This is a genomic window from Serratia silvae, assembly GCF_023282985.1.
Lineage (GTDB): Bacteria > Pseudomonadota > Gammaproteobacteria > Enterobacterales > Enterobacteriaceae > Chania > Chania silvae.
In genome coordinates this window covers 14,016-28,810 of sequence record NZ_JAGQDC010000015.1, presented here as the reverse complement: position 1 = coordinate 28,810, position 14,795 = coordinate 14,016, and the positions used below count along the sequence as shown (strand labels likewise).

The following is a 14,795-nucleotide window of genomic DNA, read 5'->3' as shown; positions in this document are numbered from 1 at the left end:
CCAACAGATAAAATTGTTCCGCAGGTGACAATCCCTGCGTATTCCGCTCTGTTCGATCACGGATTGGCATCGAAGTTCGATCACGTATTTCGTATCCATTCGGTCAACCGGGATGCTCTAACTTTTTCTACTGCTTTTTAACCTGTTTTTTCCTCGCTTTCCACTGCTGTTTTGCTTTTCCTCATCGATTCTCCTTGCAGTACCAGCCTGTGGCCGTTATGTACCAGTCTGTCCAGGATCGCATCTGCCGTTGTCGGGCTTTCCATCAGCCCGTGCCACTTATCTACCGGGAATTGGCTCACCACCAGGGTGTCCGTACCGGTCTTCCACTATTTCCAGTAGGTCGTTACATTGCGCGTTGCTCAGGGGTTCCAGACCGAGATCGTCCAGGATTAGCACCTGCGTTTTTTGCAGTTGTTTCAGGTGCTTCAGCCAGCTACCGTCTACCCGGCCCTGCGCCAGCATTTCATCAACACCGCGAACCCGGGCCGTTTGGGCTTATCCCGCACCGTCATCGACAGCGCTTCGTAGACCTTCGGCAACAGTTGGCCCCGTTTGCGGTTGGCCAAAAAGCCGTAGTAACGCACCATCTTAAAATGCCGTGCCGGAATATGGCTGATATAGCGCCGCAGCATCTCTTCCTGGCTGATTTTCTGGCATTTGTGCTGCTGCGTGCGGTGGTCGTAATATTGATGAACCACAGCGCCGCCGCGGTAATGCCGGAGCTGGGAGGCCGCCACCGGCGGGCGTTTCAGATAACGGCCAAGGTATTTCACGCTGTGCCACGCGCCCCGGGTCTTTTTGGCAAAGTGCACTTTCCATGCTCGACGATATTGCGCATGGAGGTAGCGGTACCACCGCTCCTCGTTACGTATATGGCCTAGGCCCGGCAGGCCACTGGGGTTGATGCGCGCATAGTTGTCACGCAGCAGGTAAATAACGGCGTTGCGCCAGATGTGCTCTACCTGTTTCTTTTTAAAGAACAGCTGTCGCTAGGCGCTGTGTTTGACGTCGAGCCCGCCGCGGGTGACGGAGACGTGGATATGTGGGTGCTGATTGAGCTGTCGGCCGTAGGTGTGGAGAGCACAGAAGATGCCGACTTCGATACCCTGCCGGCGTGCCCAGCGGAGCATGGCGCGGGTCGCGCAGCGAAACAGGTCGTTGAGCAAGGGCCAGTTGTTATTGAAGAACGGCCACAACAAGTGGGGCATGGTGAAGGTGATATGCTGCCAGTCGCAGTCGGGCAGGATGTGTTGTTGCTCGGCAATCCACTGCTCGGTGGCCTTGAGGCCGCAACTGCTGCAGGCCTTGGACTTGCAGCTCTGGCAGAAGAAGCGGGAATGGGTACTGTGCTGTGAGGCACAGCAGTAACGACGAATGCCCATGAGGCAGGTGCCGCAGGCGAGCATGCGCTCGACGGCGAGTTTGGTCCAGTCGCTGAGGGTGTCGCCATGTTTATCCAGGTACTGGCTCCAGCCGTCGTCATGCTGGAACAGCAGCTTTGCGGGTCGCGGAATATACATTGTGCAGAGTATAGAGGGTGGCAGGGCATGGGAAAAGAGCCTCGGCGTCAGCCGGCTCACGTCGCAGGCGTGCTAATTTATGCGGGCGTCAACGCGGCAGTGGGGGGCGCCATCGCGAGGGGCTGGGCACGATCAGCTGCCGCCGGCGTTGATGTGAGGCAGGGTCTTAAGGACGGTTGAGGCAGCTTTGCTGCCGTGCTCGCCCCGAAGGGGCGCTACGTTCTGACATAGCCTGCGCCGGTACGCGTGGACATCACCACCGGGATACCTTGCTGGTGTAACTTGCCAATGGCCTCCTCCACACTGGTAGACACGTTCCCGTTGCCATTACCGGCGATGACAATGCCTTTAGCGCCGCTCTTTAGAGCCGCATTCAGGATGGCGGTGTCCTGTGCCTGGTAGGAATAGAGTATTTCAACCTTCGGCAGGTTGGTGAGTTTACTGATGTCAAAATAGCGCTTATCGATTGGCTGGGCGGCGGTGTAGTAGAATTTGGGTTGTCCGCTGACAAACAGCCCCAGATAGCCGGGTTCCGTGGCTTTAAAAGTGTCCAGCGTGGTGGAGTTGGTTTTGCTGGTGTAAAAGGCGGAGCCGATGCGGTCATTTAACACCACCAGCGTTCCCCGGTTTTCTGCCTGCTTGGCCGTGGCTAGCGTCACCGCTTCCAGCAGGTTCATTGGGCCGTCCGCACTGATGGCCGTTGCCGGGCGCATCGATCCAACCATTACCACGGGTTGTTTGCTATTAACGGTTAAATCGAGGAAGAAGGCGGTTTCTTCCAAGGTATCGGTGCCGTGCGTGATGACGACGCCCTGCTGCCCCTGTTGGTTCAACAGCTGATTGACTCGCTTGCTCAGGGTAAGCAGAACCTGGTCATTGACGTCGCCGCTGATGGTATTGGAGATTTGCTCACCTTTCACCTCGGCAACCTGCGCCATTTCAGGCACGGCGGCGATCAGGGTATCAATGCCGACGGCCCCCGCCTTATAACCAGTGGTGTCCGTCTTGGAGGCTGAGCTGCCCGCAATGGTGCCGCCGGTCGCCAGGATGGTGACTTGGGGTTTCCCCGTCTGTGCGGCTACCGGCAGGGCGAGTAGCGTGCTTGCCAACAGAACGGCCAGTGTCGATTTGTTCATTTCTCTCTCCTTGGAAAATAGGCCGCGTTCAACGGGCCAGCAAGAGGCGCTCAAGCAACTGGGTGAAGAGGGTATAGCCAGTGAACAGCTGGTCTTCGTCGATATCAAACTCGGATTGGTGGTGGCCCGCCTTCAGATCGGAGCCAATCACAAAGTAGGCCGCCTTGCCGCCGTGAGACTGCACTCGCTTGATCAGCACGGTGGCGTCATCGCTGCCGTTAAAGTTCATGCTGCGTTGCACGTGTTCCACTGAGGGGATGTCCCTGGCGATGGACATGATCAGCTCCGTCATTTCATCATCGGGCACGAAGTTGACCGCTTCCCCCATGATCTGGGTTTCGAGCTGCACGTCAAAGCTGAGCGCGGCCCCCTGGGCGCGGCGCATCGCTTCTTCATACATGAAGTTATTGATTTTTTCGTTCTCGCCCCGCACTTCGACCTGCATTTGCGCATGGCTTGGGATGACGTTGCGCCCTTCGCCGCCGTGTAGCACCCCGACGTTAACGCGCGTCATACCTTCGCCGTGTGTCGGCAGGCTAAGGAGTTGCAGCGTGGTGTGGCAGGCCGCTGCTAGGGCGTTTTTACCCAGATGGGGCTCCATACCGGCATGGGCGGCTTTGCCTTGGAAGCTCATGTCGATCTTCAGCGTCGAGAGGAATTTCTCCGGCGCAGCTACGATGGTGTTGCTGGGGATGTCACAGCCCAGGTGGCCGCAGGCAAAGAAGTCCACATCGTCCAGAATGCCGCTTTCAGCCATTGGACGCGCACCCCGCACGCCTTCTTCCGCCGGTTGGAACAGCAGCTTGACGCAGCCATGTAGTTGGTCACGGTGATCCATCAGCCATTGCGCCACGCCGAGTCCTATCGCCATGTGGCCGTCGTGGCCGCAGGCATGCATAAATCCGGGTTGGCTAGAGGCGAAGTTTTCCTGCTGCGGCGTATGGGACGTACAGGTTGACTCCTGCACGTTGACACAATCCAGTTCAAAACGCAGCGCCACCACCGGGCCAGGTCTGCCGGTATCGAAAACCGCAGCACAACCGGTGTAATCACCAATCCTGAGCAAAATGCCCTCATCAACGCCGGCGGCTTTAGCAGCGGCCTGCGAGTTCTTTACCGCCTGCTGATTGTAGCCACGGACAAAGTCGGGATTGATAACCTGTGTCCCGGTTAACACCTGATGCCCCATGGATTCCAACGTCTGGATCACGCGGGCGGTGGTGGCAAATTCGGTCCAGCCGGTTTCCGGGTAAGCATGAAATTGACGCCGCCAGTTAATCAGGGTGCGGGGGGCGATAGTGCTCATGGTCATTTCCTCAGAATGAATAGCGGATCAGCGTGAAAATCAGGGTGGCGACGAACCCGACTAGCAACGGCACCGAGGTTCTTTTGACCACCTCAATCGGGCTGACTTTGACTACTGATGCCACGATGATCACCACCGCAGAGACTGGCGATATCGCGCGGATCAGGTTTGAGGTCAGCTGCATAGGCAAGGCAATCATCACCGGATCGACGTGAGCCTGCGTGGCGATGGACGGAATAAGCTCAATAAAGGAGTAGAACACCGCATTACCGCTACCGCTGATCAGTGTGATCAGCGCGGTCAGGCCGGAGAAGATAAACATCAGGCCGATCCCGACGTTATTGACCTCTTTAACCAGCGAGGCCACAGTGCTGATGGCCCCGATGGCAGTCAACCCGGCTACCAGGGTGCTGGCAGCAACGATCAACACTACAACCTGTGAGAAACCTTGCCCCATGCCGGTGAAGAACAGCGATGAGTTCTTCATTTGCTCACGCAGGTCGCCTTTGCGGATCAGTTCGACAATAAAAGCCAAGGCAAAAGAGAACAGGGTAATTTCCACCAGGCCGATTTTGATCTGGCGGAAGAACAGGCCGAATAACACGATCAGGAATAACGGGATCAGCGGGAACAGGGCGTAGTAAGCCGGAGGGAGTTGGTTGTTGGTGGTCAATTTACTTTCATCGACGTCGGTAAATGCGGCTGCACCCTGGCGTTTATCCATGTACTTTTGCCAGAAATAGTGCGCGATGCCGATAATGACCAGCACCGGCAGTGAGATAACGGCATGGTGCATAGTGACGTAGTCCACCACGTGCTCGAAACCCAGGATTTTGGCTGCGACCACATTATCGCCACCCAGCGGTGTGGGCACGATGGTAGCGGTGGTGGCAATGACCCCAGCGGCGCTGAGTGAGGACATTTTTGCCACGCGCAGAATGGGGTAAAGCGTGGCCATTAAAATCACGGCAAGAGAGGCGGCGCTGGGAATGATCAACGACAGCAGTGACCCTATCCAGAACACGATTGGTACTAGAATATAGGGGGAGCGGATCTTGGCGATGGGTTTTGACATGATTTTAACCGCGACATCGTTTGCGCCAATGTGCGACATATAAGCGGAAAAGCCGAACAGCACCATGATGATGATGCCTGCCCGGCTAAACTGCTTGATGAAATCCAGCTCGATTTGTTTTAACGGATCCAGCCAGACGGTGCCTGTTCCTGTCCCGACACTCAAAATAGGTAAACCCAAGGTGGCTGCCGCCAACATGAGTACGATCCCTGCGCTAAACAACACCAGCTTGGTGTCGTAGTTCTTGGCAATGGCGTAACCGGCCACCACGAGCACTGCCAAGCTGATTATTAGTGCTACATCCATTTGCTTCCCCTGTCATCATCAATCTTCATGATAAATATCTTTCTGTGAAGATACTTTTAAGAAGGTAAGAGCTTTGTCTATTACCTGCAACGAATAGTACCGGTAATTTTGATCTTAATTGCATTTATTGTGGGTTCCTTATTGGGCAAGAAATTCGGCATTTACTATGCAAAGAAAGTATCTTAACGTGAAGATAAATTTCTACGGATGTTCTGCCTACGGATAAGCCACCAGTATGAAAAAGTTCTCTTTAATTGGCGTTTTGTTAACATTATCTGCTGCTTTCTTGTGGGGCACGGTGGGAACGGCGCAAAGCCTGGCACCCGGCTCGGCGTCGCCTTACTGGCTCGGGGCACTGAGGCTGGTGCTAGCTTGCCTATTCTTCCAACTGCTGTTTGCTTACCGCCAGGCTAAAAATACGGCAACGGCCAGCGACGAAGGGCAGCAGGTTTCGGCACAACGCCATCTGTACTGGGGCTTTGTGGTCGGTGCCGGGGTGTGCATGGGGCTATATAATCTGGCTTTCTTTGCCGGGGTAAAAGCTACCGGGATAGCCGTGGGCACAGCCACGACGATTGGTAGCGCGCCGATCTGGGCTGGCATATTGGAAGCCGTCTGGTTGAGAAAGTCACCGAGCGCATTGTGGTGGGGAGGGGTGTTGTGTGCCACCAGTGGTGGGATCTGGATGGTGCTTTCACAATCGGCTTCCTGGGTGATTAACCCGGTCGGGCTGATGACCTGTCTGGGGGCCGGTTTTTGCTATGCGCTGTATACCTTGCTTAGCAAGCGGCTGGTGGCCATCGCGTCACCGTTAACCATCACCAAACACACCTTTGCCATCGCCATGCTGATCGCCGTGCCGGTGGCTTGGAGGATGGCGGGTACGCCGTCACTGACCTTGCCAACCTGGCTGATCATCGCTTATCTGGGGATTTGTACCACCGGCATCGCCTACCTGCTGTTTACCCTGGCATTGAAACACATGAGTGCGGCGACCTGTGTTGCTTTGGGATTGTTTGAGCCGATCGTGGCCTTTGCGCTGGCGATCGTGGTGGTAAGGGAGCCGATCAGCATGTTGGCCTTTGGTGGGTTATGCCTGATTTTAGCCGGACTGTGGTTGGTATTGCGCGGTGAGAGAGCGCCCAATCAATAGATGCCCTCACCCTAACGAGTTTGTTGATATTATTAGGCTGATTTGGTTTTTTCGTTCAACTGTGATTTTTGCGAGAGGATCAATTTCTTCAGTAGATCCGCCAGCTGGTCTTGATCTTCTGCGCCCAGCCCCTGGATCAAGGCTTTTTCGATCGCCACATGAGTTTCTACCGTTTCCAGGGTTAATTTCCGGCCTTCCGGCGTGATTTTAACGATCACGCCGCGTCTGTCCGAAGGATCGGGCATGCGGACAATATACTTTTTATTTTCCAGGCGATTAATCCGGTTGGATAGGCCGCCGGAGGAAATCAGGATTTTCTCTTGCAGATCTTTGGGCGAAAGTTGGCGGTCGGGGTTGCGGGCCAGGGCAGCCAGCACTTCGAATTCACCAATAGTCAGGTTATAGCGTGCGAAGTTGGCATCGACAAACTGCGAGATATAGTGGCTCATGCGCACGATCCTGGCGATCACCGGCAGGCCAGACAAATCTAAAGTAGGTACCGTGTCTAACCATTCCTGGATTAAACGATCAACGAAATCTGTTTCAGTGATATTGGTCTTATCGCCCATCGTTTATCTCTTCCTGACTGAATTCATCGCATATACCCGTCGTCTTTCAAGCTGCAGCGTTGTTACCTGCGCTCACTCACTCCAGTCACTTACAATAGTAAGCTCCTGGGGATGGGTAAGCTTGTCGCCTAGCTGCAACTTGAAATCCATAGGGTATAAAAAGGTGCGGCCAAACGGAGCCTGGACTCAAAATGAGTGTCAGCAATAATAGCATTGATAACTCGCCCTGAGTGACGACTAGGACAAAAATCCGCAGATTAGGAACGGGGATAACCGGGGAGGGAAATAAGCACCGACGCCGATCGCATCGGTGCTTGCAGCAAATGATGAAGCAATATTAGCCGGTGTTGCGCATCCCGGCAGCTACGCCAGCGATAGTGACCATTAGAGCCTGCTCAACGCGGGCATCCGGTTGTTCCTGTTGGCGTGAACGGTGCAGCAACTCGGCCTGCAACACGTTTAGCGGGTCGGTGTAGACGTTGCGCAACGCGATAGATTCGGCGATCCACGGTAGGTCTTCCATCAGGTGATCGTCGTTGGCGATGGTCAGCACCGCCTTGATATCGCTGGCCAATTGATCGCGTAACTGCTGGCCGAGCGGCCACAGTGACTTGTCTACCAAGCGCTGGTCATAGTATTCCGCCAGCCACAGATCGGCTTTGGCGAACACCATTTCCAGCATTGCGATACGAGTAGAGAAGAACGGCCAGTTGTGGCACATGGCTTCCAACTGCTCCTGCTTGCCGGCCTTCACTGCTTCTTGCAGGCCCGCACCAGCACCCAGCCAGGCTGGCAGCATCAAGCGGTTCTGCGTCCAGGCGAAGATCCACGGAATAGCACGCAGGCTTTCAACACCGCCGTTCGGGCGGCGTTTGGCCGGGCGCGACCCCAATGGCAGTTTCCCCAGTTCCTGCTCAGGCGTAGCGGCGCGGAAGTAAGGCACAAAGTCTGGGTTTTCACGCACGTAACTGCGATACATGTTGCACGAGGTTTCGGACAATTCATCCATCAGCGTGCGCCATTCTGGCTTAGGCTCCGGCGGCGGCAGCAGGTTGGCTTCCAACACCGCACTGGCGTATAGCGCCAGGCTGCTGATGGTGACTTCTGGCAGGCCGAATTTAAAGCGGATCATCTCGCCCTGTTCGGTTACGCGCAGGCCGCCTTTCAGACTACCCGGCGGTTGTGACAGCAGAGCGGCGTGCGCAGGTGCACCACCACGGCCAATTGAACCACCACGGCCATGGAACAGCGTCAGCGCCACTCCTGCCTTCTCACAGGTTTTGATCAGCGCGTCCTGTGCACGGTATTGCGCCCAGGAGGCAGCCATCACGCCAGCATCTTTTGCCGAGTCGGAATAGCCAATCATGACCATCTGTTTGCCCTGAATAAAGCCGCGATACCAGTCGATGTTCAGCAACTGGGTCATCACGTCGTCGGCGTTGTTCAGATCGTCTAGGGTTTCGAACAGCGGGGCGACCGGCAGGGCGAATGGGCAACCCGCTTCTTTCAGCAGCAGGTGCACGGCCAAGACGTCGGACGGGGTGCGTGCCATGGAAATAACGTAGGCGGCGATCGAACCTTGTGGCGCTTCGGCGATCACCTGGCAGGTTTCCAGCACTTCCTGAGTGTCTGCACTCGGTTCCCACTTCAGTGGCACCAATGGACGCTTGGAGTTCAGCTCACGGATCAGGAACGCCTGTTTGTCGGCTTCTGACCAGCTTTCATAATCTCCCAGGCCCAGATAACGGGTCAGTTCGGCAATGGCTTCGGTATGGCGGGTGCTTTCCTGACGTACGTCGATGCGCACCAGCGGAACGCCAAAGCAGCGTACGCGGCGCAACGTGTCCAGCAGTTGGCCGTTGGCGATAATGCTCATGCCACAGGCCACTAAAGATTGGTAGCAAGCGTACAGCGGTTCCCACAACTGCTCGTTATTTTCCAGCAGATCGTGCGGACGCAGCACGCGTTCGCCCTTCAGGCGGCCTTCAAGGTAGGCCTGGGAGCTCATCAGTTGGCTGCGCAGTTGCTTCATCAATTCGCGATAAGGTTCTTGTACTTCGTCACCACCGGCAAGTTCGCGCAGCTCCGGGGTACATTCGGTCATCGACAGTTCGGAAACCAGCACCTGGATATCACGGGTGAACAGATCGCAGGCCTTCCAGCGGCTCAGCAACAGCACGTGACGCGTGATTTCAGCGGTTACGTTCGGGTTGCCGTCGCGGTCGCCACCCATCCAGGAGGTGAAGCGGATAGGCACGGCTTCTACTGGCAGGCGGTAATCAATGGAGTTTTCCAACTGTTCGTTGAACTCGCGCAGGAAGGCCGGTACGCCCTCCCACAGGCTGTTTTCCACCACGGCAAAGCCCCACTTGGCTTCATCGACCGGGGAAGGACGATTTTTGCGGATCTCGTCGGTATGCCAGGATTGCGCGACCAGTTGGCGCAGACGGCGCATGATTTTATTGCGCTCATAGTCGGCCAGATCGTTATGGTCCAACTGGCTCAGGCAGGTGTTCACCTCAACCAGCTTGTGGATCAGGGTGCGGCGGGTGATTTCCGTTGGGTGAGCGGTCAGTACCAGCTCGATGGAAAGATCGTCCACCGCTTTTTGCAGCTGTTTATTATCGAGTTTGTTGTCTTTCAGCTTGGTAAACAACTGCGCCAAGGCTTCCGGGTTGCTGGCCGCTTCGCCGTGCGGCGAGATACTGTGGTATTGCTCGGCAACGTTGGTCAGGTTAAGGAATTGGCTGAAGGCGCGGGCAACGGGCAGCAGTTCATCGTTAGACAGGTTCTGCAGCGTTGAGAGCAGCTCCTGACGATGTGCCTCGTTACCGGCACGTGAAGATTTGGAAAGCTTACGGATAGTTTCAACGCGATCGAGAATATGCTCGCCCAGCGCTTCTTTAATGGTATCGCCTAGCAGTTTGCCGAGCATACTGACATTACTTCGCATTGCCGAATATTGTTCGTTCATATAATCCCTGACCCAGTTCTTTGCATACTTATCATCCTCCGATCGTGGCGTTTTTCGCCACGACCTGAACACGATGAGTACGTGATTTTTCATCTTGTAAGTAAATTTCACGTGCCGTCGCAGCCTGCCGGTTTTCGTCGATCACGTGCCTGTCCAATCATCAATTGACACTATTTTTAGCAAAAAAACATCAAATTCGGCGTATTTTCTGAAATTTAATTACGCGCTGCCGGTTATCAGTCTGGCTTATCGGCTTAAATCACTACTTCTTAATAGGTAGGGATTGGTAACGCATTCCCATGTTATTACTAAGGTTTATTGTCGGCAGAAATGGTCGACTAACTGGCCCAGCAGCTTACGCGTTGGCTCAATAAACGCGGTGTCCAGATACTCATCCGGCTGATGCGCCTGGTTGATCGAACCAGGGCCGAGCACCAGCGTTGGGCATACTTCTTGGATGAACGGCGCTTCGGTGCAGTAGTTGACCACTTCGGTGCGTGAACCCAGCAGTTTTTCAATCACCGCCACCATGTGATGGTCGGTTGGGCATTCGTAGCCTGGGATCGGCGGATGTAGTTCATCGATCGTCAAGCTGCCTGGCCAGCGTTGGCTTACCGGCGCCAACGCTTCATGCAGGAGTTCGTTGATGTTATCCAACGTCATCCCCGGCAGCGGGCGGATATCCATATGCAGTTCACAGCAGGCGCAGATACGGTTAGCCGCATCGCCGCCGCTGATATGGCCGAAGTTCATTGTCGGGTAAGGCACCGCAAACGCCGGGTTGTTGTAGCGCTCCTGTAGCGTTTTGCGCAATTCCATCAGATGCCCGATGGACTCATGCATCAGATCGATGGCGTTGACGCCGCGCGCCGGATCGCTCGAATGTCCCGACTGGCCGACGATGCGGATCGCACTGGAGATATGGCCTTTATGCGCGCGCACCGGTTGCAGTGAGGTTGGCTCACCGATGATGGCAAAGTCCGGGCGGATCTTGCTGGAGGCAGCAAAGTAACGTGCGCCAGCCATCGTCGTTTCTTCATCGGCGGTGGCTAAAATGTACAGTGGCTTGGTCAGCTTGCTGGCATCGATATCACGCACGGCATCCAGGATAAAGGCGAAGAAACCCTTCATGTCGGCGGTGCCCAGCCCGTACAGCTTGTTGTCGTGCTCGGTCAGGGCAAAGGGATCTCGTGTCCAGCGCCCCTGATCGTAAGGCACCGTATCGGTATGCCCCGCCAACAGCAGGCCGCCGCTGCCTTCGCCAAGGCTGGCCAGCAGGTTGAATTTGTTGCGGGTGTCCGGCACGGGCTGCACGTCGACGCGGAAGCCCAAATCGTTGAACCAGCCAGCCAGCAAGTTGATTAATGCTTCATTACTCTGATCGAGGGCGCCATCGGTGGCGCTGATCGATGGAGTGGCGATCAACGCCCGGTACAGCTCAATAAATGGAGGTAATTTCATCTTCACTGTTGACAGCCTTTGGTTAGGATAGTATCAATATTCATGCATTTATTTTGAATAAAAATACAGTAAGCTAGAGCGTAAGGGAACCTGCAACCCGGATGTTGATAAAAACATCACGCTCAACCACGTGGGTGAACCGCGCAACAACGCGACCAAGCCCTGCTACCAGGGTCGCCAGTGACTCTTAGATTGCTAGCCAAGAAGGTGAAAGGCCACATGTTGAATACGCTGATTGTTGGTGCCAGCGGTTATGCCGGAGCAGAACTCACGGCTTACCTGAATCGCCACCCACACATGAACATAACCGCTTTAGCGGTTTCAGCGCAAAGTGCAGATGCAGGAAAATTGCTTTCCGAACTGCACCCTCAATTAAAAGGCATCGTCGATCTGCCATTACAACCGCTGGTTGACGTTGCCGCAGCGGCAAAAGGCATCGATGTTGTTTTCCTCGCGACCGCCCATGAGGTGAGCCACGATATCGCGCCAGCATTCCTGGCCGCGGGTTGTGTGGTGTTCGACCTCTCCGGTGCCTTCCGCGTGCAGGATGCTGATTTTTATCAACAGTATTATGGTTTTACACACCAGCATGCCGATTGGCTGGCGCAGGCAGTTTACGGCCTGGCGGAGTGGCAGAGTGAAAAGCTCAAGCAGGCGCAGCTGATTGCCGTGCCGGGCTGCTACCCAACGGCGGCGCAGTTAGCGCTCAAACCGCTGCTAGACAAGCAATTGCTGAACCTGGATCAATGGCCGGTCATCAACGCCGTCAGCGGCGTGAGTGGTGCAGGGCGTAAAGCCAGCGTCACCACGAGTTTTTGTGAAGTCAGCCTGCAACCTTACGGCCTGTTCAATCATCGTCATCAGCCAGAGATTTCTGCCCATCTCGGGGTGCCGGTCATCTTTACTCCACACTTGGGTAACTTCCCACGGGGTATTCTGGAAACCATCACCTGCCGTCTTAACAAGGGCGTCACTGCGCAGGATGTAGCAGCGGCTTACCATGCGGCGTATGACGAAAAACCGTTGGTGCGGTTGTATGACCAAGGGGTGCCAGCACTGAAATCCGTGGTGGGCCTGCCGTTCTGTGATATCGGCTTTGCCGTGCAGGGCGAGCATTTGATCGCCGTAGCCGCAGAAGACAACCTGCTGAAAGGTGCGGCAGCTCAGGCGGTGCAGTGTCTGAATATCCGTTTCGGCTTCCCGGAAACCCAATCCTTACTTTAAATCAGCGTGAGTAAACAGCAATGAATCCATTGATTATCAAACTAGGTGGCGTGCTACTGGACAGTGAAGAAGCGCTGGAGCGTTTGTTTACCGCGCTGGATGTCTATCGCCAGGAACATCGGCGTCCGCTGGTGATCGTTCACGGCGGTGGCTGTGTTGTGGATGAGCTGATGAAGCAGCTCTCCCTGCCAGTAGTGAAGAAGAACGGCCTGCGCGTTACTCCCGCTGATCAGATCGACATCATCACTGGCGCACTGGCAGGAACGGCCAATAAAACCCTGCTGGCCTGGGCGGTGAAGCACAAAATTAATGCGGTTGGCCTGAGCCTGGCAGACGGCGGCAGCGTTGCGGTTACGCAACTGGACCCAGCGCTGGGCCACGTGGGCCATGCAGTGCCAGGAACGCCTGCGCTGCTCAATACCTTGTTGGGCGCTGGCTACCTTCCGGTGGTCAGCTCCATCGGCATTACTGCCGAAGGGCAACTGATGAACGTGAACGCCGATCAGGCTGCGACGGCCTTGGCCGCCACGCTGGGGGCGGATTTAATCTTGCTGTCGGATGTCAGCGGTATTCTCGACGGCAAAGGGCAGCGTATCGCGGAAATGACAGCACAAAAAGCCGAGCAACTGATTGCTCAAGGCATCATTACCGATGGTATGGTGGTGAAGGTTAATGCGGCGCTGGATGCTGCACGTACTCTTGGCCGCCCGGTGGATATCGCCAGCTGGCGTAATGCCGAAAAGCTTCCTGCTCTGTTTAATGGTGTGTCGATTGGCACCCGGATCCTCGCTTAAATTTAGAATTAACAAGGAATAACACAATGCAAAACAAAGGCATCAAGAAAATCGTTCTGGCGTACTCCGGCGGCCTGGATACTTCGGCCATCATTCCATGGCTGAAAGAGAACTACGGTGGCTGTGAAGTGGTAGCCTTTGTGGCGGACATCGGCCAGGAGCGCGGCGATCTGGAAGGCGTTGAGCAGAAAGCTCTGCAATCTGGTGCCTCTGAGTGTCATGTTGTCGATCTGCGTGAAGAGTTTATCCGTGACTACGTTTATCCGGTGCTGCAGACCGGCGCTCTGTACGAAGGCAGCTACCTGCTGGGTACCTCAATGGCGCGTCCGATCATTGCCAAAGCTCAGGTTGAGCTGGCGCTGAAAGTGGGTGCCGATGCGTTGTGCCACGGGGCAACCGGTAAAGGCAACGATCAGGTGCGTTTCGAAACCACCTATACTGCACTGGCTCCGCACCTGAAGGTGGTCGCGCCTTGGCGTGAGTGGAATCTGCGTTCCCGTGAGGCCCTGCTGGATTATCTGAAAGAGCGTAATATCCCTACCACCGCTTCGCTGGAGAAGATCTACAGCCGTGACGAAAACGCCTGGCACATCTCTACCGAAGGCGGCGTACTGGAAAGCCCGTGGAATGCACCAAATAAAGATTGCTGGGTTTGGACTGTCGATCCGTTGGAAGCACCGGACAAGCCAGAACAAGTGACCGTCACCGTAGAGAAAGGCTGCGTTGTTGCCGTTAACGGTGAAGCGATGAGCCCGTACAAATGTCTGGAAATCCTGAACGTGCTGGGTGCCAAACACGGCGTGGGTCGTATCGATATCGTAGAAAACCGCTTGGTAGGGATCAAATCCCGTGGTTGCTATGAAACCCCAGGGGGCACAATTATGGTTGCTGCGCTGCGTGGGATCGAGCAGTTGGTGCTGGATCGTGATAGCTTTAAATGGCGTGAGCAGTTGGGCCTGGAAATGTCCTACGTGGTCTACGATGGCCGCTGGTTTGCTCCGCTGCGTCGTTCTATTCAGGCTTCCGCCCAAGCGTTGGCGGAAGAAGTTAACGGCGAAGTGGTGTTGCAACTGTATAAAGGCCAGGTGACGGCGATCCAGAAGAAATCGGCCAACAGCCTGTACTCAGAAGAATTTGCGACCTTTGGCGAAGACGAAGTTTACGATCACAGCCATGCGGGTGGCTTTATCCGTCTGTTCTCGCTCTCTTCCCGTATTCGCGCGTTGAACGAGAAGAAAAAGTAACGTCGTTGGTTTAGCGTCAATTTGAGGGCG

At 55.4% G+C, this 14,795-nt stretch carries 10 protein-coding genes and 2 pseudogenes; 4 read left to right on the top strand and 8 right to left on the bottom strand.

All coding sequences use genetic code 11. The features are described 5' to 3' along the window. Nucleotides 1-137: 137 nt before the first annotated feature. The 5 genes and pseudogenes from KAJ71_RS16990 to dcuC all read right to left on the bottom strand — a co-directional run. Nucleotides 138-468, bottom strand: a pseudogene (locus KAJ71_RS16990) (ATP-binding protein); the annotation flags it as partial. After that, nucleotides 465-1,523: pseudogene (locus tag KAJ71_RS16985) on the bottom strand (IS91 family transposase); the annotation flags it as partial. The pseudogenes KAJ71_RS16985 and KAJ71_RS16990, both read right to left, overlap by 4 nt. A 215-nt stretch (nt 1,524-1,738) precedes the next feature. Further along, nucleotides 1,739-2,659, bottom strand: a complete 921-nt coding sequence (locus KAJ71_RS16980; protein ID WP_248946816.1) for a type II asparaginase — start codon at nt 2,657-2,659, stop codon at nt 1,739-1,741. 28 nt (nt 2,660-2,687) lie between these two features. Further along, entirely contained in the window at nt 2,688-3,965 is a 1,278-nt protein-coding gene (locus KAJ71_RS16975; protein WP_248946815.1) for an amidohydrolase, read from the bottom strand. Nucleotides 3,966-3,975: 10 nt separating this feature from the next. Further along, a complete protein-coding gene (gene dcuC, locus KAJ71_RS16970) occupies nt 3,976-5,346 on the bottom strand; it encodes a C4-dicarboxylate transporter DcuC (protein WP_248946814.1) in 1,371 nt (456 codons plus the stop codon). A gap of 235 nt (nt 5,347-5,581) precedes the next feature. Between dcuC and KAJ71_RS16965 the strand changes: the two genes are divergently transcribed. After that, nucleotides 5,582-6,499, top strand: a complete 918-nt coding sequence (locus KAJ71_RS16965; protein WP_248946813.1) for a DMT family transporter — start codon at nt 5,582-5,584, stop codon at nt 6,497-6,499. A 32-nt stretch (nt 6,500-6,531) separates the two neighbouring features. On the opposite strand, the gene KAJ71_RS16960 is transcribed toward KAJ71_RS16965, so the two are convergent. The 3 genes from KAJ71_RS16960 to argE form a co-directional block, all read right to left on the bottom strand. Then, nucleotides 6,532-7,068, bottom strand: coding sequence for a MarR family winged helix-turn-helix transcriptional regulator (locus KAJ71_RS16960; RefSeq protein ID WP_248946812.1), 537 nt, complete (start codon nt 7,066-7,068; stop codon nt 6,532-6,534). A 337-nt stretch (nt 7,069-7,405) separates the two neighbouring features. Continuing rightward, nucleotides 7,406-10,042, bottom strand: coding sequence for a phosphoenolpyruvate carboxylase (ppc, locus tag KAJ71_RS16955; protein ID WP_248946811.1), 2,637 nt, complete (start codon nt 10,040-10,042; stop codon nt 7,406-7,408). Nucleotides 10,043-10,357: 315 nt separating this feature from the next. Further along, entirely contained in the window at nt 10,358-11,503 is a 1,146-nt protein-coding gene (gene argE, locus KAJ71_RS16950) for an acetylornithine deacetylase (protein ID WP_248946810.1), read from the bottom strand. A 219-nt stretch (nt 11,504-11,722) separates the two neighbouring features. On the opposite strand from argE, the gene argC reads away from it, so the two are divergent. From argC to KAJ71_RS16935, 3 genes are read left to right on the top strand one after another with little or no spacing between them, the layout of a single operon-like run. Further along, entirely contained in the window at nt 11,723-12,727 is a 1,005-nt protein-coding gene (argC, locus tag KAJ71_RS16945) for an N-acetyl-gamma-glutamyl-phosphate reductase (protein ID WP_248946891.1), read from the top strand. A 20-nt stretch (nt 12,728-12,747) separates the two neighbouring features. Then, nucleotides 12,748-13,521, top strand: a complete 774-nt coding sequence (argB, locus tag KAJ71_RS16940) for an acetylglutamate kinase (RefSeq protein WP_248946809.1) — start codon at nt 12,748-12,750, stop codon at nt 13,519-13,521. Between the two features lie 26 nt (nt 13,522-13,547). Further along, on the top strand, nt 13,548-14,765 hold the full coding sequence (locus KAJ71_RS16935) for an argininosuccinate synthase (RefSeq protein ID WP_248946808.1): 1,218 nt from the start codon (nt 13,548-13,550) through the stop codon (nt 14,763-14,765). The last annotated feature ends 30 nt before the right edge of the window (nt 14,766-14,795 follow it).